This is a genomic window from Methylobacterium sp. C33D (assembly GCF_053345825.1).
This window is the reverse complement of record NZ_JBKFAV010000016.1, coordinates 135,133-153,711: the sequence shown is the minus strand read 5'-3', so window position 1 is coordinate 153,711 and position 18,579 is coordinate 135,133. Positions and strand designations below refer to the sequence as shown.

Annotated in this window: 17 protein-coding genes, 1 tRNA gene and 1 pseudogene; 8 read left to right on the top strand and 11 right to left on the bottom strand. The window is 70.6% G+C overall.

Going from position 1 to position 18,579, the window contains the following annotated elements; translation table 11 throughout:
- Positions 1-110 (top strand): annotated as a pseudogene (locus ACLBXO_RS15130) (IS630 family transposase); the annotation flags it as partial.
- Positions 111-203: 93 nt separating this feature from the next.
- Here ACLBXO_RS15130 and ACLBXO_RS15125 read toward each other — a convergent pair.
- The 7 genes from ACLBXO_RS15125 to pdxY form a co-directional block, all read right to left on the bottom strand.
- The gene (locus ACLBXO_RS15125; RefSeq protein WP_447685839.1) at positions 204-1,493 is read right to left on the bottom strand and encodes an IS1182 family transposase; all 1,290 of its coding nucleotides are present in this window, start codon (positions 1,491-1,493) and stop codon (positions 204-206) included.
- Positions 1,494-1,593: 100 nt separating this feature from the next.
- Complete coding sequence (locus tag ACLBXO_RS15120) at positions 1,594-2,388, bottom strand: ABC transporter permease (RefSeq protein ID WP_447685838.1); 795 nt, start codon at positions 2,386-2,388, stop codon at positions 1,594-1,596.
- Positions 2,389-2,773: 385 nt separating this feature from the next.
- A tRNA-Ser gene (locus ACLBXO_RS15115) sits at positions 2,774-2,863 on the bottom strand.
- A 141-nt stretch (positions 2,864-3,004) separates the two neighbouring features.
- Positions 3,005-5,275, bottom strand: coding sequence for a glycogen debranching protein GlgX (glgX, locus tag ACLBXO_RS15110; protein WP_447685835.1), 2,271 nt, complete (start codon positions 5,273-5,275; stop codon positions 3,005-3,007).
- 279 nt (positions 5,276-5,554) lie between these two features.
- Positions 5,555-6,289: an NUDIX hydrolase gene (locus ACLBXO_RS15105; RefSeq protein ID WP_447685834.1), complete on the bottom strand. Its 735-nt coding sequence runs from the start codon at positions 6,287-6,289 to the stop codon at positions 5,555-5,557.
- Positions 6,282-7,166 (bottom strand): PhzF family phenazine biosynthesis protein, encoded by an 885-nt coding sequence (locus ACLBXO_RS15100; RefSeq protein ID WP_447685833.1) that lies wholly within the window; start codon positions 7,164-7,166, stop codon positions 6,282-6,284. The genes ACLBXO_RS15105 and ACLBXO_RS15100 overlap by 8 nt, the downstream gene beginning before the upstream one ends.
- Positions 7,167-7,222: 56 nt before the next feature.
- The gene (pdxY, locus tag ACLBXO_RS15095) at positions 7,223-8,071 is read right to left on the bottom strand and encodes a pyridoxal kinase PdxY (RefSeq protein ID WP_331314127.1); all 849 of its coding nucleotides are present in this window, start codon (positions 8,069-8,071) and stop codon (positions 7,223-7,225) included.
- A gap of 136 nt (positions 8,072-8,207) precedes the next feature.
- Here pdxY and ACLBXO_RS15090 point away from each other — a divergent pair, with 136 nt between their 5' ends.
- The 4 genes from ACLBXO_RS15090 to ACLBXO_RS15075 all read left to right on the top strand — a co-directional run bounded on the left by ACLBXO_RS15090 (position 8,208) and on the right by ACLBXO_RS15075 (position 11,901).
- On the top strand, positions 8,208-8,729 hold the full coding sequence (locus ACLBXO_RS15090) for a DedA family protein (RefSeq protein ID WP_056523547.1): 522 nt from the start codon (positions 8,208-8,210) through the stop codon (positions 8,727-8,729).
- Positions 8,730-8,762: 33 nt separating this feature from the next.
- Entirely contained in the window at positions 8,763-9,539 is a 777-nt protein-coding gene (locus ACLBXO_RS15085) for a cobalamin-binding protein (protein ID WP_447685832.1), read from the top strand.
- A 115-nt stretch (positions 9,540-9,654) separates the two neighbouring features.
- Positions 9,655-10,167, top strand: coding sequence for an MmcB family DNA repair protein (locus tag ACLBXO_RS15080; RefSeq protein ID WP_447685831.1), 513 nt, complete (start codon positions 9,655-9,657; stop codon positions 10,165-10,167).
- Positions 10,168-10,296: 129 nt separating this feature from the next.
- Complete coding sequence (locus tag ACLBXO_RS15075) at positions 10,297-11,901, top strand: Na+/H+ antiporter (RefSeq protein WP_447685830.1); 1,605 nt, start codon at positions 10,297-10,299, stop codon at positions 11,899-11,901.
- A 15-nt stretch (positions 11,902-11,916) separates the two neighbouring features.
- Here the strand turns inward: ACLBXO_RS15075 and ACLBXO_RS15070 are convergent, their stop codons facing one another.
- Positions 11,917-12,195, bottom strand: a complete 279-nt coding sequence (locus ACLBXO_RS15070) for a hypothetical protein (RefSeq protein ID WP_331314119.1) — start codon at positions 12,193-12,195, stop codon at positions 11,917-11,919.
- A gap of 149 nt (positions 12,196-12,344) precedes the next feature.
- Positions 12,345-12,794 carry a GNAT family N-acetyltransferase gene (locus ACLBXO_RS15065; protein ID WP_447685829.1) on the bottom strand — a complete coding sequence of 150 codons (450 nt, stop codon included), beginning with the start codon at positions 12,792-12,794 and terminating at the stop codon, positions 12,345-12,347.
- Positions 12,795-12,970: 176 nt separating this feature from the next.
- Here ACLBXO_RS15065 and ACLBXO_RS15060 point away from each other — a divergent pair, with 176 nt between their 5' ends.
- The 3 genes from ACLBXO_RS15060 to glyS all read left to right on the top strand — a co-directional run bounded on the left by ACLBXO_RS15060 (position 12,971) and on the right by glyS (position 16,729).
- Positions 12,971-13,879 (top strand): glycine--tRNA ligase subunit alpha, encoded by a 909-nt coding sequence (locus ACLBXO_RS15060; RefSeq protein WP_447685828.1) that lies wholly within the window; start codon positions 12,971-12,973, stop codon positions 13,877-13,879.
- A 254-nt stretch (positions 13,880-14,133) separates the two neighbouring features.
- Complete coding sequence (locus ACLBXO_RS15055) at positions 14,134-14,577, top strand: DUF3828 domain-containing protein (RefSeq protein ID WP_042671538.1); 444 nt, start codon at positions 14,134-14,136, stop codon at positions 14,575-14,577.
- A 52-nt stretch (positions 14,578-14,629) separates the two neighbouring features.
- On the top strand, positions 14,630-16,729 hold the full coding sequence (gene glyS / locus ACLBXO_RS15050) for a glycine--tRNA ligase subunit beta (protein WP_447685827.1): 2,100 nt from the start codon (positions 14,630-14,632) through the stop codon (positions 16,727-16,729).
- A 102-nt stretch (positions 16,730-16,831) separates the two neighbouring features.
- Here the strand turns inward: glyS and otnC are convergent, their stop codons facing one another.
- Both otnC and ACLBXO_RS15040 read right to left on the bottom strand, forming a co-directional pair.
- A complete protein-coding gene (otnC, locus tag ACLBXO_RS15045) occupies positions 16,832-17,512 on the bottom strand; it encodes a 3-oxo-tetronate 4-phosphate decarboxylase (RefSeq protein ID WP_331314110.1) in 681 nt (226 codons plus the stop codon).
- Positions 17,509-18,516, bottom strand: a complete 1,008-nt coding sequence (locus tag ACLBXO_RS15040; protein WP_447685826.1) for a LacI family DNA-binding transcriptional regulator — start codon at positions 18,514-18,516, stop codon at positions 17,509-17,511. Before ACLBXO_RS15040 ends, otnC begins: the two co-directional genes overlap by 4 nt.
- Positions 18,517-18,579: the final 63 nt, after the last annotated feature.

Genomic DNA, 18,579 nt, shown 5'->3' with positions numbered 1-18,579 from the left:
CGGCGCGAACTATCCCAGACCTCTGGGATGCCATACGGCGCAGCCTAACCCGCTTCGCGCCAGCTGAATGTCGAGCCTACCTTGCCGCTGCAGGATACAACGCAACCTGATCGGATGCCGCTCTAGGAGCCCGTCCGAGTAACGAGGCTTGAAGCCGGTGTAGAGGGGGCGAGACGGGAGCCGATGAGGGCGGATCAGCGGCCTCAGCGGCCTGCCTGTGCCAGCTTCAGCAGGTTGTGAGCCGTGCAGATCATCGCCCACTCGCCCCGGACCTGATTGAGCCCTCTCATCAGGAACTGTCGGAAGCCTCGGGCCTGCTTGATCTGCCCGAACAGCGGCTCGACCACCTGCTTCCTGAGACGGGACCGACTGCGGCGCCCAGCCCGCTTCAGGCGGGCGGCCATCGCGCTCATCAACGGCATCTTGGTCAGCTTCCGGCGCCCGGCCGCGTCAGCCTCGCCATGACGCGGCCGGCCCGGAGCAAGGTAGCCCGTGATGCCCCGCTCCTTCAGCGCGACGAGGTTCGCCTCGTTGGCAAAGCCGGCATCGCCCGAGACCTCCCGCGGCCTGCGCCCAAGATGAGCCCGGACCCCGTCCACGAGCGGCACGAGGGCGCGGTAGTCGGCCGAGTTGGTCACGAAGCGGTGCGCGACGATCACCTGATGCGCCGCGTCGACTGCGACCTGGCCGTTGTAGCCTTGCACGAAGCCATCACGCGTGGGCAGGATCCCGCTGTCCGGGTCAGTGAAGTTGCGCTGCGCCCGGTCGGGCGGACTGCCGTCTTCGCCGCGCAGTGGCCGGCCCTGCCAACGCATGCCCAACGAGGCGCCCGGCCCGCTCTCGTCCTCGGGATCGGGCGGATCAGCCGCCTCCGCCTCCAGCGCGGCCTTGGCGGCGCGTATTGCTTCCAGCCGTTGCTGCTTGTCGGCCATCCAGTCCGGCGTCTCGTCGCCGCGCCGGTTCACGCCGTGAGCCTGATCCTTGGCCGTGTCAGCCTCGCTCGCGCGATCCAACCAGGCTTGGACCTCGGCGGTCAGGGCCGGCTCGGCCGTCTTCATCCCTCTGTAGCTCATCGCCTTGTGGCGGGAGGCGTTGGCCTTCAGCTTGGTGCCGTCCACCGCCACGTGGGCGAACTCGACCAGACCGGCGGCTCGACACAGGCGCAGCACCTGCACGAACAGGTCCGACAGGGCCGCGAGGTGGCGTTTGCGGAAGTCGGCGATGGTGCGGAAGTCGGGCCGGTTCAGGCCGGTGACGGCCATGACATCGACCCGCTCCTCACAGGCGCGGGCGAGCTGGCGCGACGAGTACAGACCGCGGCTGTAGCCGTAGAGCAGCAGGGCCACCATCATGCCGGGATGGTAGGGCGGGTATCCGCGCTCCTCCGTGTAGGTGGCGAGGATGGCCGAGAGGTCGAGCGCCTCCCGCACCGTATCGCGCACGAAGTGCGCCATGTGCCCGGGCGGAACGAACTCGTGCAGCGAGGGCGGCAGTAGTCAGCCCTGATCGACGTCCCACGCGCGAAACACCTTGGCCATAAGCCGAATGAATCACCCTCCGGATCCGACGTCGAGGGATTGCTCGGACAGACTCCTAGGCGTTCATCTTGCTAACGACGTGCTTGATAAGCAACAATCCGATGGTGGCTGAGGTTAATGCAAATAATATCACATAAAGACCGTCAACTTGGATGCCCGCGTACGGATAATAAGCTGATCTGACCCATTCGGCGCATTGGAGGGCGGGATTGAATTTCATCCAATAGTAAATCTTGTCGGGCATGTAGCTCGGTAGAAACATTACGCCGCTGGAAACATAGAGAATGATGCTAAACAGCGCGTAGCCAATCATCCAGCCCGGAAAAAATCCGATAATAGCAACATTGATAGTTCCTATACCAATTCCGAGCAGGATGGCGGCTAGATATCCACACATGGCAGTGAATGGATCTGCGGGTATGGGATTGCTGCCAATAATAACTAACACAGAAGCAACCACCAGGAGCGCCAGAAATCCCGTTACAATCTCGACCAGAACTCGAGACAGAACAACATCAAATAATTTTACTTGCGGGTAGTATGTCAATGGCCGGTTCATTATCACAGACTTCATAACTTCACGTGATATGTACTGGAAAACCAGGACCGGAACTGCGCCCGTTGCGAAGAACAAGGCTCTATTATCGCCCAACGGCGCAGCAACTTTCTGAAATGTATAAATTGCAATCAGCATGAAGATGTGAACGCAGGGCCAGAGCACGATCACCCCATAACCCCACAGAGAAGCGCCGAAACGGGTTCGCATGTCTCGAAGGATTAGCGCGTGCAGGACGTGCAGATACGACTCGCCTGGGGATTTCTCGTGCCGAGCCGCGATTGGAAGTTCCATGGTATCTAGCCTCGATCGCTCGCTACCGATCTCGGCAAAAAAACGGGCGAAAGTGCGTTGATGGAGCGTCAAACGGGTGCGTCGTCGGTCTCGGCCGCTGCGTCATGCTGCGGACCAGCTGGCAGGCCGCTACACCGCCACCGGTAAGCGTCCCACAAGCAGGCTCAGGGACTCGTAGTCCGATGGACCCTGGCATGTCGGCAGGGATCCTGTGAACGGCTCGCCGCCTCTTCAGGCCAGGTCGACGTGCGAACCAGACCAAAATCCGCAACATCTGCAGAATGGCTTCGCGTTTCGGATTGGAAGGGGTGACGATCAGATCCTGCCCGGTTGGTAGGGTAGGATCCCCAAGCCGGAAAATTTTTTCAATATAATCAGAGCAAAATGGCGGAGGGAGCGGGATTCGAACCCGCGATACCGTTTCCGGTATACACACTTTCCAGGCGTGCGCCTTCAACCACTCGGCCACCCCTCCGTCCGCGAACCGGGCACCCGGGCGCGCACGCGGCGCGCCGGGCGCGGCCAGGGCCGCGCGGTGCCGTGCTGTTAGCCGGGTGCGCCGTCCGGCGCAAGGCGTAGCCGGCTGGGCGACGCTAAAACCGCCCGGCCGCGTCCCTCACCCTTCCGCATCGTCGAGGTGGAAGCGGACATGCTCCACGTTCGCCCGCTCGAAGGCTTGCATCACGTGCTGGTAGGAGCGCTCCATGGCGTTGTCCTCGACGCCCGGGCTGTCCTCGGGCTTGAGCACGAACATCAGGAGCGAGCGCCCGGTCACGTCGTAGCCGGAGCCGAACTTGAAGCTCTCCACGTCCTGGCTGTCGGGCAGGTTGGTGTCGAGGAGCCGCGTCCAGGCCACGCCGCCAACCGATTCCGGCAGCGTGAACGTCACGAGGTCGTGGTAGGCGTTGAACATGATCAGCAAGGTCGCGTCGCCGCCGCGCCGGTGCAGGCCGGTGGCCTGGGCGCGCCCGTCGAGCTGGACCGCGAAGGCCCGGGCCTCGCCGTCCGACCAGTTCTCGCCGGCCATCTCGCTGCCGTCCGGCCGCAGCCACGTCACGTCCTTGACGCCGAACTCCTCGTCGTACTGGCCGGTGAGGAACCGGCCGCGGCTCAGGATCGGCAGGGCGTTGCGCAGGATGATCAGGCGCTGTGTGAACTCGGCGAGATCCCGCTCCTCGTCGCCGATCGCCCCCCAGTCGAGCCACGAGACCTCGTTGTCCTGGCAGTAGGCGTTGTTGTTGCCCTTCTGTGTCCGGGCGAACTCGTCGCCGGCGAGCAGCATCGGCGTGCCGCGGGACAGGAACAGGGTCGCCAGCATGTTGCGCATCTGGCGCAGGCGCACCGCCCGGATCTCAGGATCGTCCGTGGGGCCCTCCACGCCGTAATTGTACGAGAGGTTGTGCGAGTGGCCGTCGCGGTTGCCCTCGCCGTTCGCCTCATTGTGCTTGTCGTTGTACGAGACCGTGTCGTGCAGGGTGAAGCCGTCGTGGGCGGTGAGGAAGTTCACCGAGGCCCAGGGCTTGCGCCCGCGCTTGTTGAACTTGTCGGCCGAGCCCGAGACGCGCGCGGCCAGGTCCGGCAGCAGCCCGCCGTCGCCTTTCCAGTAGGCGCGGACGTCGTCGCGGAACCGGTCGTTCCACTCGGCCCAGCCCGGCGGGAAGCCGCCGACTTGGTAGCCGCCCGGGCCGCAATCCCACGGCTCGGCGATCAGCTTGACGTTGTTGAGCACCGGGTCCTGCCGGCAGGTGTCGAGGAAGCCGCCGCCCTCGTCGAAGCCGTAGGGCTCGCGGCCCAGGATCGTCGCGAGGTCGAAGCGGAACCCGTCCACCTGCATCTCCTGCGCCCAGTAGCGCAGGGAGTCGGTCACGAGCTGCAGCACCCGCGGGTGCGACAGGTTGAAGGTGTTCCCGGTGCCGGTGTCGTTGATGTAGTAGCGCGGCTCGTTCGGCAGCAGCCGGTAGTAGGAGGCGTTGTCGACACCCTTGAACGACAGGGTCGGACCCTTCTCGTTGCCCTCGGCGGTGTGGTTGTAGACCACGTCGAGGATCACCTCGAGGCCGGCACCGTGGAAGCGCGAGACCATCTCCTTGAACTCGGAGAAGGCGAAGTCCGGCACTGCGGCGTAGCGCCGTGCGGGGGTGAAGAACGAGATCGTGTTGTAGCCCCAGTAATTCACCAGGTCCTTCTGCTGCAGGTAGTCGTCCTGCACGAAGGCGTGGACCGGCAGCAGCTCCACCGAGGTGACGCCGAGGCTCTTGATGTAGTCGAGCACGTCCCGGGTCCCGAGGCCGGCATAGGTGCCGCGCAGCTTCTCCGGCACCCGCGGGTCGAGCTTGGTCATGCCCTTGACGTGGGCCTCGTACACGATGGTCTTCTCCCAGGGGATCAGCGGCTTGCGGTGCCGTCCCCAGGTGAAGGCCGGGTCGATGACGCGGGAGCGGCGCGTGTAGGGGGCGCTGTCGCGCTCGTCGAAGGTCAGGTCGTCGCCCGTCTCCATCTGGTAGCCGAACAGGGCCGGGTTCCAGGTGATCGAGCCGACGAGACCCTTGGCGTAGGGGTCGATCAGCAGCTTGTTGGGGTTGAACCGGTGTCCGGCCTTCGGCTCGTAGGGGCCGTGGACGCGGTAGCCGTAGATCGTGCCGGGGCGCGCGTCGGGCAGGTAGCCGTGCCAGATCTCGTCCGTGTACTCGGGCAGCTCGATCCGCTCGATCTCCTGCTCGCCCTGGTCGTCGAACAGGCAGAGCTCGACCTTGGTGGCGTGGGCCGAGAACAGCGCGAAATTGACCCCGAGCCCGTCCCAGGTAGCGCCGAGGGGATAGGGTTGGCCTTCCTGGATGCGCGAGCGGGACGCGCGGGCCTGCGATGCGGGACGACGGGAATCGGACATGGACACTCCGGAACGCGACCCGCCCGGCCACGTGCCGCTGCGGGGAGCCCCTGGTGAACGTGCCGAAAACAGCGAAGCTCCCGCAGTGCCGCAAAAAACGCGGGGTTTGACGACCGTCCCTAGCCCAGTTCGAGGCCGCTTCCGCGAAGCTCCGGTCCACGGCCCGCCCGACTTCGAGGGGCCTCGACAGGATGCCGTGCCGCGGCGCCCGGTCCGCGGCCTGCTGGACCCCCGCCACGACGCCCGCGTCGAGGGCGATCGGGCTGGTCCGTGCGCCGATCAGCGGGTGGGCGGGAACGCGTCCGCCAGGTAGGCCCGCACGAAGCCCGGCATCCGCGCTGCGTCGATGTCCTCGCGGCCCCGCACCACGTGCATCCCGGCGAGTTCCGGCTCGGCCTCGGCGCGGAGATGGTCGGCGATGCGCGCCACGAGCCGCGCGGCCGGCTCGGGGAAGCGCACCGGCCGCAGGAAGGCGAGCTGGCCCTCCCCCTCCAGCAGCACCCAATCCGTCTCGGCCCCGTCCGGCAGTGCGAGGCCGGTCTCCTCGGCGAGTTCCCGGGCGGCGCTGCCGGTGAGATCGACCCCCGCGCCGCGCACGTCGTCCGGATCCGGGGTCCCGCAGGGGAAGTAGAGCTGGCCGGCATTGGCCGTGTGGGCGCCCATGTCGCCGAGCAGGACGGCGCCGTCCGCAGTCCAGGGCACGATCGCCGCGAAGGCGTTGGCGATGCCGGCCTCGGCGTGGGGCACCTCCCGGTAGTAGGTGAAGGTCGCGTAGCGCGTCGCGAACAGGTCGAGGCGGGCGACCCCGTCGGCGACGGCGTGGTCGCAGCACAGCAGGACGGTCCCGTCGAACATGCCGGGGCTGCGGCGCAGCCGGGCCTGCCAGTGGGCCGCGATGGCGGCCGCGTGCGCCCGGGGGAAGGCCCAGTCGTGGTCCACGAACCGCGCCACCACGTCCGCGACGCGGGTGATCCGGAAGCCGTCGGAGACGCCGTCAGAGGAGCGTTCAGACATGCAGGGTGCCGTCCGACAGGATCACGGCGGCGCCGCCGATCTCGACGCCCTGCAGGGCGCCGGCCCAGACGGTGAGCTGGAGCGCGATGTCGCTCGGCCGTCCCATCGCCTCGCCCTGGCGAATCGCCACGTCGTGGGTGCCGTCGCCCAGCGCCTCGAACTGCATCAGTACCCCCGCGAAGGCGGAGGCCGCCGAGCCGGTGGCGGGGTCCTCCGGCACGCCGACATTCGGCGCGAACATGCGGACGCGCCAGCTTTGGCCGGTGCCCTCGGGATCCGGGGTGTAGAGGTAGAGCCCGTCGGCCGGATCGGGTGCCTGGGCGGTCCGGGCGGCGTCGAGGGCGGCGACTGACGCGACCGGCACGCAGGTGAAGGTCGGCCCCACGCCGTGGCGGCTCGGGGCGTGCCGGCCGGTGCCGATGTCGCCGGGCTCGAGGCCCAGCAGCCGCGCCAGCGCGGCGGGATCGGGGCCGGGCCCGAGATAGTCCGGCAGGACCGGGAGCCGGAACCGGGCCCGTCCGCCGGTCCCGTCCGCCAGGGTCTCGACCACGCAGGGGACGATGCCGATCCCCTCCTCCAGGCCGAAGGCCCGGGCGTCGCCCCGGGTCGGGTCCTGCAGCGCCAGCAGCACGGCGGTGCCCACCGTCGGGTGCCCGGCGAAGGGCAGCTCCCGGGCGGGGGTGAAGATGCGCAGCGCCGCCCGATGCCGGGCCTCCGCGGGCGGGAGGACGAAGACCGTCTCCGACAGGTTGAACTCCCGCGCGATGGCCTGCATGGCGGCGGTGTCGAGCCCCTCCGCGTCGAGCACCACGGCGAGGGGATTGCCGGCGAGCCTCCGCTCGGTGAACACGTCGAGGGTGACGAAGCGGCGCGCCATCGTTTCGATCCTTGCTGCTCTCTGCGGATTTGAGCGAGGCGGTTTGCCGGGGGGCCTCAGACCGCCTCGACCGGAAACCGCGCGCTCGGGTTCACGTACTCCTCCTGCGCGGCCACCGTCAGGATCTCCCGCGACCCCGCCTCGGCGGTGCGCTTGAGCAGCCCGTAGATCGAGGCCGCCGCCGCGCCCAGCGCCGCCTCGGCCGAGCCGGTCCGGGCGTAGTGCACCAGGAACAGCGCCGCGATGCAGTCGCCGGCCCCGTTCACCGCGATGGCGAGCCGGGGCGTCCGGACCCGGAACAGCCGCCCCTCCGCGCCCGCCAGCAGGTCGATGCTGTCGGCGGGGGTGTCGGCGCAGAGCGCCGAGGTGACCAGGACCACCCGCGGCCCGCGCGCCCGGAGCGCCGCGATCGCGGCCCCGGCCTCCGCCAGGGTGCCGCTCGGCAGGCCGGTGAGGAGGCCGAGCTCGAACTGGTTGGGGGTGAGGATGTCGGCGGCCGGGACCGCGCGCTCGCGCAGGAAGGCCTCGATGCCGGGCCGCACGTAGACGCCCTCCTCGACGTCGCCGATCACCGGGTCGCAGCAGTAGAGCGCCCGCGGGTTCGCCGCCCGCACGGCATTCACCGCCTCCAGGATCGCGGCGCCGATCTCGGCCGAGCCCATGTAGCCCGACAGGACCGCGTCGCAGCCGCCCAGGACCCCGCGCTCGCCGATGCCGCGCACCACCTCGCGGATCATCGCCGCGTCGAAGACGGGGCCGCGCCACGCCCCGTAGCCGGTGTGGTTGGAGAACTGCACCGTGTGGACCGGCCAGACCTCGACCCCGAGTCGCTGCATCGGGAACACCGCCGAGGCGTTGCCGACATGGCCGTAGGCGACGTGGGACTGGATCGACAGGACGTTCAACGCGGGACTCGCTCGTTGTCCCGCTACGGTTAGCCGGTTCCGGCGCCGGCCGCACCCCTGTCCCTTGCCGCCCTCCCCCGCGCGCCTCAGATGGGACCGACCCTCCTCCCATCCGCCGAGCCCCGTTCGGAGCCCCATGGACATCGAAGCCCTGCGCACCTCGACCCTCGCCTTCGTGGAGGCGCACAAGGCCTGGACGCCGGTCATCGCGGGCGGCCTCGCCTTCTGCGAATCGATCGCCATCCTGTCGCTGTTCGTCCCGGCGACGGTGATCCTGGTGGGCATCGGGGCCCTCGTCGGCGGCGCCGACATCCCGTTCTGGCCGGTGGTGATCGCCGCGGCGCTGGGAGCCGCCCTCGGCGACTGGATCTCCTACGAGGCCGGGCGCTGGCTCGGGCCCGGGGCGAAGACCAAGTGGCCGCTGCGGCGCTACCCCGAGCTCATGGCCAAGGCCGAGGCTTTCATCGGCCGCTGGGGCATCGCCGCGGTGGCTCTGGGGCGCTTCTTCGGACCGGCCCGCGCCCTGGTCCCGCTCTTCGCCGGCATCCTCGGCCTGGCGCGGCTGCCGTTCCAGCTGGCCAACGTCGCCTCCGCCCTGGTCTGGGCCTTCGTGCTGCTGGCCCCCGGGGCCGGGCTGCTCACGTGGCTCGACCGATGAACTGGCTCGACCGATGATCCGGCCCCGCCGCTGATGCGCCGCTTCCCGCCCGAGCGGATCGTCTGCCTCACCGAGGAGACGGTCGAGACCCTGTACCTCCTGGGCGCGGAAGACAGGATCGTCGGCGTCTCGGGCTACGCGGTGCGCCCGCCCCGGGTCCGCCGGGAGAAGCCGCGCGTCTCCGCCTTCACCAGCGCGGACATCCCGAAGATCCTGGCGCTGGCGCCGGACCTCGTCCTGGCCTTCTCGGACCTCCAGGCCGGCATCGTCGCCGACCTCGCCCGCGCGGGCGTGGCGGTCCACCTGTTCAACCAGCGCGACGTGGCGGGCTGCCTCGCCATGGTGCGGACGCTCGGCGCCCTCGTGGGCCTGCCGGAGCGGGCCGAGACCCTTGCGGCGGGCCTCGAGGCGCGGCTGGCCGCGGCCGCCGCGGAGGTCCGGGACCGGCCGCCCCCGCGCGTCTACTTCGAGGAGTGGGACGCGCCGATGATCTCCGGCATCGGCTGGGTCTCGGACCTGATCGGCCTCGCCGGCGGCCGCGACGTCTTCCCGGAACTGAGCCGCCAGCCGGCCGCGAAGGACCGGATCGTCGCCGCCGAGCAGGTGATCGCGGCCGCGCCCGACGTGATCCTCGCCTCGTGGTGCGGCAAGCGGGTCAATGTCGAGCGGATCCGGTCCCGGCCCGGCTGGGCGGCGATCCCGGCGGTGCGCGACGGGCGCATCCACGAGATCAAGTCGCCGCTGATCCTGCAGCCCGGCCCGGCCGCCCTCACCGACGGGTTCGACGCGATCCGGGCCTGCCTCGGGTGATCGCCCAGGGGTGATGCGTGGGGCGCCGCCGCGCCGCAGGTGACGGACCGGGCGCGACTTGGCAGGATGTCCCGATTCGGTACAGACGCACCCGCAGACGCATCCCCCGAGCTCGATGTCCGCTTCCCTCGGCCTCCCCGATTCCGCGCCCCCGTCCGTCGAGGCGCTGCTGCCGCTCGACCGGCGGCAATCGCCCACGGCCCTGCGCATCCAGCGCGGCGTGCGCCGGCTGTTCTCGGAGATGGGCTGCGTCACCCTGCCGGAATTCTCTCTCGTCAACGGCCGCCGCGCCGACGTGATCGCGCTCTGCGGCGCCGGCAAGCTCACCATCGTGGAGATCAAGTCGAGCGTGGCCGATTTCCGCGCCGACCGGAAATGGCCGGATTACCGCGACTTCTGCGACCGGTTCTTCTTCGCCATCCCCGAGGACGTGCCCGAGTCGCTGATCCCGGAGGAGTGCGGCCTGATCGTCGCCGACGCCTACGGGGCCGGGATCCTGCGCGAGCCGCCCGAGCACCCGCTGAGCGGCGCCCGCCGCAAGGCCGTGACGCTGCGCTTCGCCCACAGCGCCGCGCGCATCCTGCACGCGCTGGCCGATCCGGGTGCCGTGCGGGAAGGCGCGCTGTAGGTCGCTGACCGCACCGCGATCCTCGGCGGCCCCTCGATGGCCCCGCGGCGGACGCGGTATTCATCCGGCCTGGAAACGTCCTAGAACGGCCGCGCTTGCCGGAGTTCCGGCGCCGGGCCCGATCCATCGATGACAGCCGTCGCCCTGTTCGAACTGATCCTCGGCCTCCTCGGCGCGGCCCTGCTGCTGTCGCTGTCGGCCGGGCGCCTCGGCTTCCCGCCGGCCGCCGCCCTCGTCGTCGGCGGCATGGCGCTGGCGGTGGTGCCGGGGCTGCCGGCCTTCGATCTCGACCCGGACCTGATCATGGTCCTGTTCCTGCCGCCGCTCCTGCTGGAATCCGCCTACTTCACCGTCTGGCGCGACTTCCGGGCGAGCCTCGGCCCGATCCTGTCCCTGTCCCTCGGCGCGGTCCTGTTCACGACCCTGGTGGTCGGTCTCGTCGCCCACGCGGTGGTGCCGTCCCTGCCCTGGGCCGCCTGCTTCGCGCTGGGCGCCATCGTGTCGCCGCCGGACGCGGTCGCCGCCAAGGCGGTGCTGGCCCGCGTCGCCCTGCCCCGCCGGATGATCACGGTCCTGGAGGGCGAGAGCCTCGTGAACGACGCCTCGGGCCTCGTGCTCTACCGGTTCGCGGTGGCGGCGGCGCTCACCGGCACCTTCAGCGCCTGGGCGGCGGCCGGCAGCTTCGCGTGGCTCGCGGCGGCGGGCGTCGCGGTCGGGGTCGGCTGCGGGGTGGCGGTGACCCTGGTGATGCGGCGCATGCACGACGCCAACGCCATCACAGTGCTGAGCTTCCTCGCCGCCTACGTGGCCTACCTCGCGGCCGAGGAGGTTCACGCCTCCGGCGTCCTGGCCGTGGTCGCCTGCGGCCTGATGATGGGCGGTCGGGAGCACGAGACCTTCGACGCCCATGCCCGCCGCCACTCCGTGGCGGTGTGGGAATTCGTGGTCTTCGTGCTGGAGGCCCTGGTCTTCGTGCTGATCGGGCTGGCGCTCCGCGGCGTGCTCGCCCGGACCGGCGGCCAGCCGGGGGCGCTCGCGGCGGAGCTGCCGCTGGCGCTCGCCGTCACGGCGACCTGCGTCGTCGCCCGCCTGCTCTGGGTGTTCCCCGCCGTCTACCTCCGGCGGCTGCTGTCGCCGCGGGTCCGCGCGCAGGAGCCTTCCCCGAACCCGGCCGTGCCGCTGATCGTCGGGTGGGCCGGCATGCGCGGGGTCGTGACCCTGGCGGCCGCCCTGGCCCTGCCGGTGGATTTCCCCGGCCGCGACGCGATCCTGGTGGCGGCCTTCGCGGTGATCCTGTTCACCGTGCTGGTGCAGGGCACGACCCTGGGGCCGCTGATCCGCGGCCTCCGCCTCGACCCCGCGTCGCGCCTCCCCGACGGCCACCTCGACGCGCCGATGGCCCGCGTCGTCGTGAACGAGGCCGGGCTCGCCGCCCTTCAGGGCCTCGTGTTCCCCGAGACCGGCGCGCTGCAGCACCCGCGCCTCGTGGAGGAGTACCGCCGCCGGGTGCGGGCGGCCTCGCGCGACCGCGACGAGCGCACGGCGCTGGCGGCCGAGAAGACCGAACACTTCGCCGCCGCGCTGCTCGCCGTGCGCTCAGGCCGGTCGGCCCTGATCGACCTGCACCGGCAGAACCGGATCCACAGCTCGGTTCTGCGGCAGCTGGAGACGGAGATCGACTTGGAGGAACTCCATCTCAAGCGCCTGGCCGGGACCGCGCCGGCCCACGGCTGAGTCGGGGCGCGGTCCTCAGTGGGCCGCGCAGCCGTCCGCCGACTGGCCGTAGCCGCTGTAGACCACCCGGACCTTACGCAGGCAGCTTCCCTCAGCCTTCGGCGCGGCCGCCACGGGGGCGACCTCCACAGGCTCGACCCGCAGAGTCGCGGTCACCGGCTGGTCCTCGGAGGTGGCGAGCGCGCGGCTGGCGCTCATCACGAAGGGCGTGGCGGCCAGCGACGAGATGGCGAGCGCGGCGAAGACGGCGATGTTCTTGCGGCCGAAGCTGGTGCGGGTGCGAGCATTGTACATGACGGGTCGTCCGACGTTCTGTATTCGGCAGCGCTGAGGTGCCGAGATCCCCTGTTGCGCTGATAACTTGGCCGTCAGCTCGGCGGTTCCGGTTTATTGCCCAAAAACCGCCACGCTTGGGTGTCCGGGCGCACGTGGGGAGCCGGCGCTCAGAAGATCCTGCGGTACTGCACGAAGCCCGACTTCTCGGCGATCCGGTCGTAGAGCTGCATCGCGTCCGCGTTGGTCTCGTGCGTCAGCCAGTGGACGCGGGAGCAGCCGGCGGCCTGCGCGGCCGCGTAGACGTGCTCGATCAGCCGACGGCCGATCCCGAGCCCGCGCGTGCCGTCCGCCACGAACAGGTCCTGGAGGTAGCAGTAGTCGCCGATCGTCCAGGCCGAGCGGTGGCGGATGTGGTGGACGAGGCCGACCGCGTCGGCGCCGCGCCACGCCAGGGCGCCATCCACCGGCTCGGCCGGATCGTTGAGGCGCTGCCAGGTCGTGTCGGTGACGGCGTTCGACAGGTCGACCTTGTAGAAGGCCTGGTAGCCCTGCCAGAGCGGCAGCCACGCGTCCCGGTCGCCGGGCCCGATCGGGCGGATCGCGAGGCTGTCGTCCATGATTCGCTCCGTGTCTCTCCGCCGGGTGTCTCTCCGCCGGGACGGCGGGATCGGACCACCATCCGGTCCGGGCAGGCAAGCCCGGCCGCGCCCTCTGCTTGCACCCCCGGCCGCCCGCACCTAAACCGGCCCGCCGACGGCCCCAGCCGCCGCGCGATCCCGAGCCGCCGAGACCGATGTCCCAGACAAAATCCTTCCAGGGTCTGATCCTGACGCTTCAGGAATTCTGGGCGGCGCAGGGCTGCGTGATCCTCCAGCCCTACGACATGGAGGTCGGTGCCGGCACGTTCCATCCGGCCACGACCCTGCGGGCGCTCGGCCCGAAGCCCTGGAAGGCGGCCTACGTCCAGCCCTCGCGCCGGCCCAAGGACGGCCGCTACGGCGAGAACCCCAACCGGCTCCAGCACTATTACCAGTTCCAGGTGATCCTGAAGCCGAACCCGCCGAACCTGCAGGAGCTCTACCTCGCCTCGCTCGCCGCCATCGGCGTCGACCTGAAGCTCCACGACATCCGCTTCGTCGAGGACGACTGGGAGAGCCCGACGCTCGGTGCCTGGGGTCTCGGCTGGGAGTGCTGGTGCGACGGGATGGAGGTGAGCCAGTTCACCTATTTCCAGCAGGTGGCGGGCTTCGAGTGCGCGCCGGTGGCGGGCGAGCTGACCTACGGGCTGGAGCGGCTCGCCATGTACGTCCAGGGTGTCGAGAACGTCTACGACCTCGACTTCAACGGCGCCGAGGGCGCCGACCGGATCACCTACGGGGACGTGTTCCTGCAGGCCGAGCAGGAATATTCCCGCCACAACTTCGAGGCGGCCGACACCGCGATGCTGTTCCGCCAGTTCACCGACGCGGAGGCCGCCTGCCGGTCCTACCTCGCGGCGGGCGCGCCGGGCGCGGAGGGGGAGCGCCACCGCATGGCGCAGCCGGCCTACGACCAGTGCATCAAGGCGAGCCACGTGTTCAACCTGCTCGACGCGCGCGGCGTGATCTCGGTGACGGAGCGCCAGAGCTATATCCTGCGCGTGCGCGAGCTGGCCAAGGCCTGCGGCGCGGCGTGGTTGAGGACCGCCGCCGGGGGGGCGTGAGGTCGGCGCTGGCGCTCGGCCAGACGGCTGCGGATGACGCAGTCCGGAGTGCCCGGTGGCGCCGCCGTCCTTGCGAGCGCAGCGAAGCAATCCAGGGTCGCTCCTCGCTGCCAGACGTGCCGACACCCTGGGTTACTTCGCTGCGCTCGCGATGACGGAGCGGAGCCCCATCGCGGAGCCCCTTGCCCCCTCGCGCGTTGCAACCCCCGCCAACCGGCGCGCCTCGGCGCGTCCGCAGACGCGGGACATGCCCAATGAAGAAGACGATCCTCGCCCTCAGCCTCCTCGGATTCGGCCTCGCCCCCGCGCTGGCGGCCGATCCCGGGCCCGAGGCCACGGTGAAGAAGCTCTACGCCGAGCCGCACCCGAATCACTCCTCCGTGTACTCGAAGCGCCTGCAGGGCCTGTTCGACGCCGACGCGAAGCAGGCCAACGGCGCCACCGGCAACCTCGACTTCGACTACCGCCTGAACGGCGAGCCCCTGAAGCCCGACACGGTGAAGAACCTGACCTTCAAGGAGGCCACCGAGGGCAAGGACCAGGCGAAGGTCACCGTCGAGCGCAAGGGCGGCAACGGCGCCAACGTCATCGTGTACGACCTCGTGCGCGAGGACGGCGGCTGGAAGGTCTCCGACGCCCACGCGATCGGCGACCGCAAGTGGCAGCTCTCGACCATCCTCAAGGGCGAGTCGCGCTGAGCCCCGCGCGCCGACCCTCGACAGGGGTGCGGCGCGGCGATATGGCCGCCCCATGCCCGACCTCCTGCTCGAACTCCGCTCGGAAGAGATCCCCGCCCGCATGCAGCGGCGCGCGGCGGAGGATCTCAAGAAGCTCGTCACCGACGCCCTCGTGGCGCGCGGCTTCCTGTACGAGGGCGCCCGGGCGTTCTCGACGCCGCGCCGCTTGGCGCTGCACATCGCCGGCCTGCCCGCCCGGGGCGAGGCCGTGCGCGAGGAGCGCCGCGGCCCGCGGGTCGGCGCGCCCGAGGCGGCCGTCCAGGGCTTCCTGAAGGGCGCGGGGCTGACGAGCCTCGATCAGGCCACGACCGTCACCGACCCGAAGAAGGGCGCGTTCTACCTCGCGGTGATCGAGCGCCCGGGCCGCGAGACTCTGGACGTGCTGGCCGAACTCCTGCCCGAGATCGTCAAGAGCTTCCCCTGGCCGAAATCCATGCGCTGGGGCGCGGCCTCGGCCGAGCCGGGCTCCCTGCGCTGGGTGCGCCCGCTGCAGTCGATCGTCGCGACCTTCGGGCCGGAGACCGAGACGCCGGAAACAGTGCCCTTCTCGGTCGGCGGAATCGCGGCCGGCACCGTGACCTACGGCCACCGCTTCCTCGCCCCCGAGGCGATCGAGGTGCGCCGGTTCGACGATTACATCCAGGCGCTGGAGCGGGCGAAGGTCGTCCTCGACCCCGAGCGGCGCAAGGACGTGATCCTGCACGATGCCCGCGACCTCGCCTTCGCGAGCGGCCTCGACCTCGTGGAGGACGAGGGCCTGCTGGACGAGGTGTCGGGCCTCGTGGAATGGCCGGTGGTGCTGATGGGCTCGTTCGACGCGAGCTTCCTCGACATCCCCGCCGAGGCGATCCGGGCGACGATCCGGGCCAACCAGAAGTGCTTCGTGCTGCGGAAGAGCGGCTCGGAGGACCTGGCGCCGGCCTTCATCCTGGTCTCGAACCTCGTCGCCACCGACGGCGGCCAGGCGATCACCGCCGGCAACGAGCGGGTGGTGCGGGCGCGCCTCTCGGACGCGAAGTTCTTCTGGGAGACCGACAAGGCCACCCGCCTGGAAGATAGGCTGCCCAAGCTCGACAGCATCGTGTTCCACGAGAAGCTCGGCACGCAGGGCGAGCGGATCGCCCGCATCGCCGCTCTGGCAAAGGGCCTCGCGCCGCTGGTCGGCGCCGACCCGGCCCTCGCCGAGCGCGCCGCCCGCCTCGCCAAGGCCGACCTCGTCACCGAGATGGTCGGCGAGTTCCCCGAGCTCCAGGGCCTGATGGGCCGGAAATACGCGGCGCTCCAGGGCGAGCCCGACAGCGTCTGCGCCGCCATCGAGGAGCACTACAAGCCGCTCGGCCCCTCCGACCGGGTGCCGACCGATCCGGTCTCCATCGCGGTGGCGCTCGCCGACAAGCTCGACACGCTGGCGGGCTTCTGGGCGATCGACGAGAAGCCCACGGGGAGCAAGGACCCGTTCGCCCTGCGCCGGGCGGCTCTCGGCGTGATCCGCCTGATCCTCGACCGCGGCCTGCGCCTGCGCCTGCTGGAGCAGGCCGGCGCGGCGGATCGCGGCCTCGCCGGTCGGGCCGGCGCCGATGCGCGGGACCTCCTCGGCTTCCTCGCCGACCGCTTGAAGGTCTATCTCCGCGACCAGGGCGCCCGCCACGACCTGATCGACGCCGTCTTCGCCCTGCCCGGCCAGGACGACCTGCTGATGGTGGTCCGCCGCGTTGAAGCCCTCGGGCAGTTCCTCGACACTGAGGACGGGCAGAACCTGCTCGCGGGCTACAAGCGCGCGGCCAACATCCTGCGGATCGAGGAGAAGAAGGACGGCCGCGCCTACGATTCCGCGCCCGACGCCGCGCTGGCCGCCGCGGGCGAGCCGGCCGAGCGGGCGCTGGCCGAGGCCCTCGCGAAGGCGCGGGAGACCGCCTCAGCCGCCGTTGCCCGCGAGGATTTCTCAGGCGCCATGCAGGCGCTCTCGACGCTGCGCGCGCCGGTCGACGCGTTCTTCCAGGACGTGACCGTCAACGCGCCCGATCCGAAGCTCCGCGAGAACCGCTTGGCTCTGCTCAACGCGCTGCGCGCCGCGACGCGGGAGGTGGCGGAGTTCGCGAAGATCGAGGGGTGAGGCGGAGACTTCCCCGCGGACGACCGGCTTCGGATCGGAGCGCGTTTCCTCTCCCGCGCGGGAGAGGGGCGCGTCGCGCCCTGCACCGGCCCCTGAAGTCCCTCACCCGTGATCGTGCCCGGCATGGTCGTCCGGCTCCGGCAGGGTCAGGCCGAAATGGCTCACCAGATCGGCCACCTGCCCGGGGCTCAGCGGCCGCGGGTTGAGATTGCGCAGGAGCAGGTAGAGCTTGGCGGTCTCCTCCAGCTCCTCGGTGGCGAAGACCGCGCCCTCCAGGCTGTCGCCGGCCACCACCGGGCCGTGATTGGCGAGCAGCACCGAGCTGTACTTCCCCGCGAGGCCCCGGATCGCGTCCGCCACGGCCGGATCGCCCGGGCGATAGTAGGGCACGAGCGCCGTGCCGCCGGTGCGCATCAGGTAGTAGGGCGTCAGCGGCGGCAGCACCTGCCGCGGGTCGATCTCCGGCAGCATCGAGACCGCCACCGCGTGGGTCGAGTGCAGGTGGACGATGGCCTTCGCCTCGCTCCGGCTCTCGTAGAGCGCGCCGTGCAGCGGGATCTCCTTGGTTGGCTTATCCCCCGAGACCAGGCGGCCGTTCTGATCCAGCCGCGAGATCCGTGCCGGGTCGAGGAAGCCGAGCGACGCGTTGGTCGGCGTCACCAGCCAGCCGCCGTCGGGCAGGCGCAGCGAGATGTTGCCGGAGGAGCCCGGCGTCAGGCCCCGCTCGAACAGCGAGCGGCCGTAGCGGCAGATCTCCTCGCGCAGCCGGCTCTCATCGCTCATGCGGTCGCTCCCTCGATCAGCTCGAATCCGAGATCGATTGTTTTCGGGCCTTCGCCGGTCAGGCAGGCGGCGGCCTGCCGGCCGATCTCCAGGCGCGGCGTGCGCACCGTCGACAGGGGCTGGGGCATCGCGGCGGCGAAGTCGAGCCCGTTGAAGCCGAACAGCGCGAGCCGTCCCGGCACCGCCAGTCCCGCCGCGAGGCAGGCGAAGTAGCCGCCGAGCGCCATGTCGTCGTTGGAGAAGTAGACCGCGTCGAGGTCGGGATGGCGCGCCAGCAGCGCCTCCAGCCCCGCCCGGCCCGAGGCCGGCGAGGACGGCCCCGGCCGGATCTCCTTGCCACAGAGCGCCAAACCCGACTCCGCGAGGGTTGTCTCGAACCCGGCCAGCCGCTTGCCCGCGCGCAGGTCGACCGCGAGATCGTGGCCGAGATAGGCGATCCGCCGGTAGCCCCGCGCGACGAGGTGCCGGGCGCTCGCCGCCCCCACGGCCCGGTTGGAGAAGCCGACCACGGCATCGATCCCCGCTCCGTCCGTATCGATCATCTCCACCACGCGCACGCCCCCGGCCTTCGCCAGGGTGACGGTGCCGGGATTGTGCTCCAGCCCGGTGAGCAGCAGCGCCGCCGGCCGCCAGGACAGGAGCGCGGCGACCAGCGCCTCTTCCCGGTCCGGATCGTAATCGCTCACCCCGATCACGCAGGGGATGCCCTCGGCGTCCAGCGCCGATGTCAGCCCGCGCAGCAGGTCGGGGAAGACCACGTTGGCGAGCGACGGGATCACGACCCCGACGAGCCGCGCGCTCGCCCCCTGGCCGGCGAGGCTGCCCGCGAGCCGGTTCGGGACGTAGCCGAGCCGGGCCACCGCCTCGGCCACCCGCTCGCCGGCCCGCCTGGAATAGGAGCCGTGATTGCGCAGCACCCGCGAGACCGTGCTCTCGCCGAGACCGGCTTCACGGGCGACATCGGTGAGCGTCACGAGCCGCCCCGGCGGCTGAATCTCATCCATGGCCCCGCTCTCCCGGTGCGGATTGTCTCATGACGCCCGTCGCGTCTCCCATCCACCCACCTC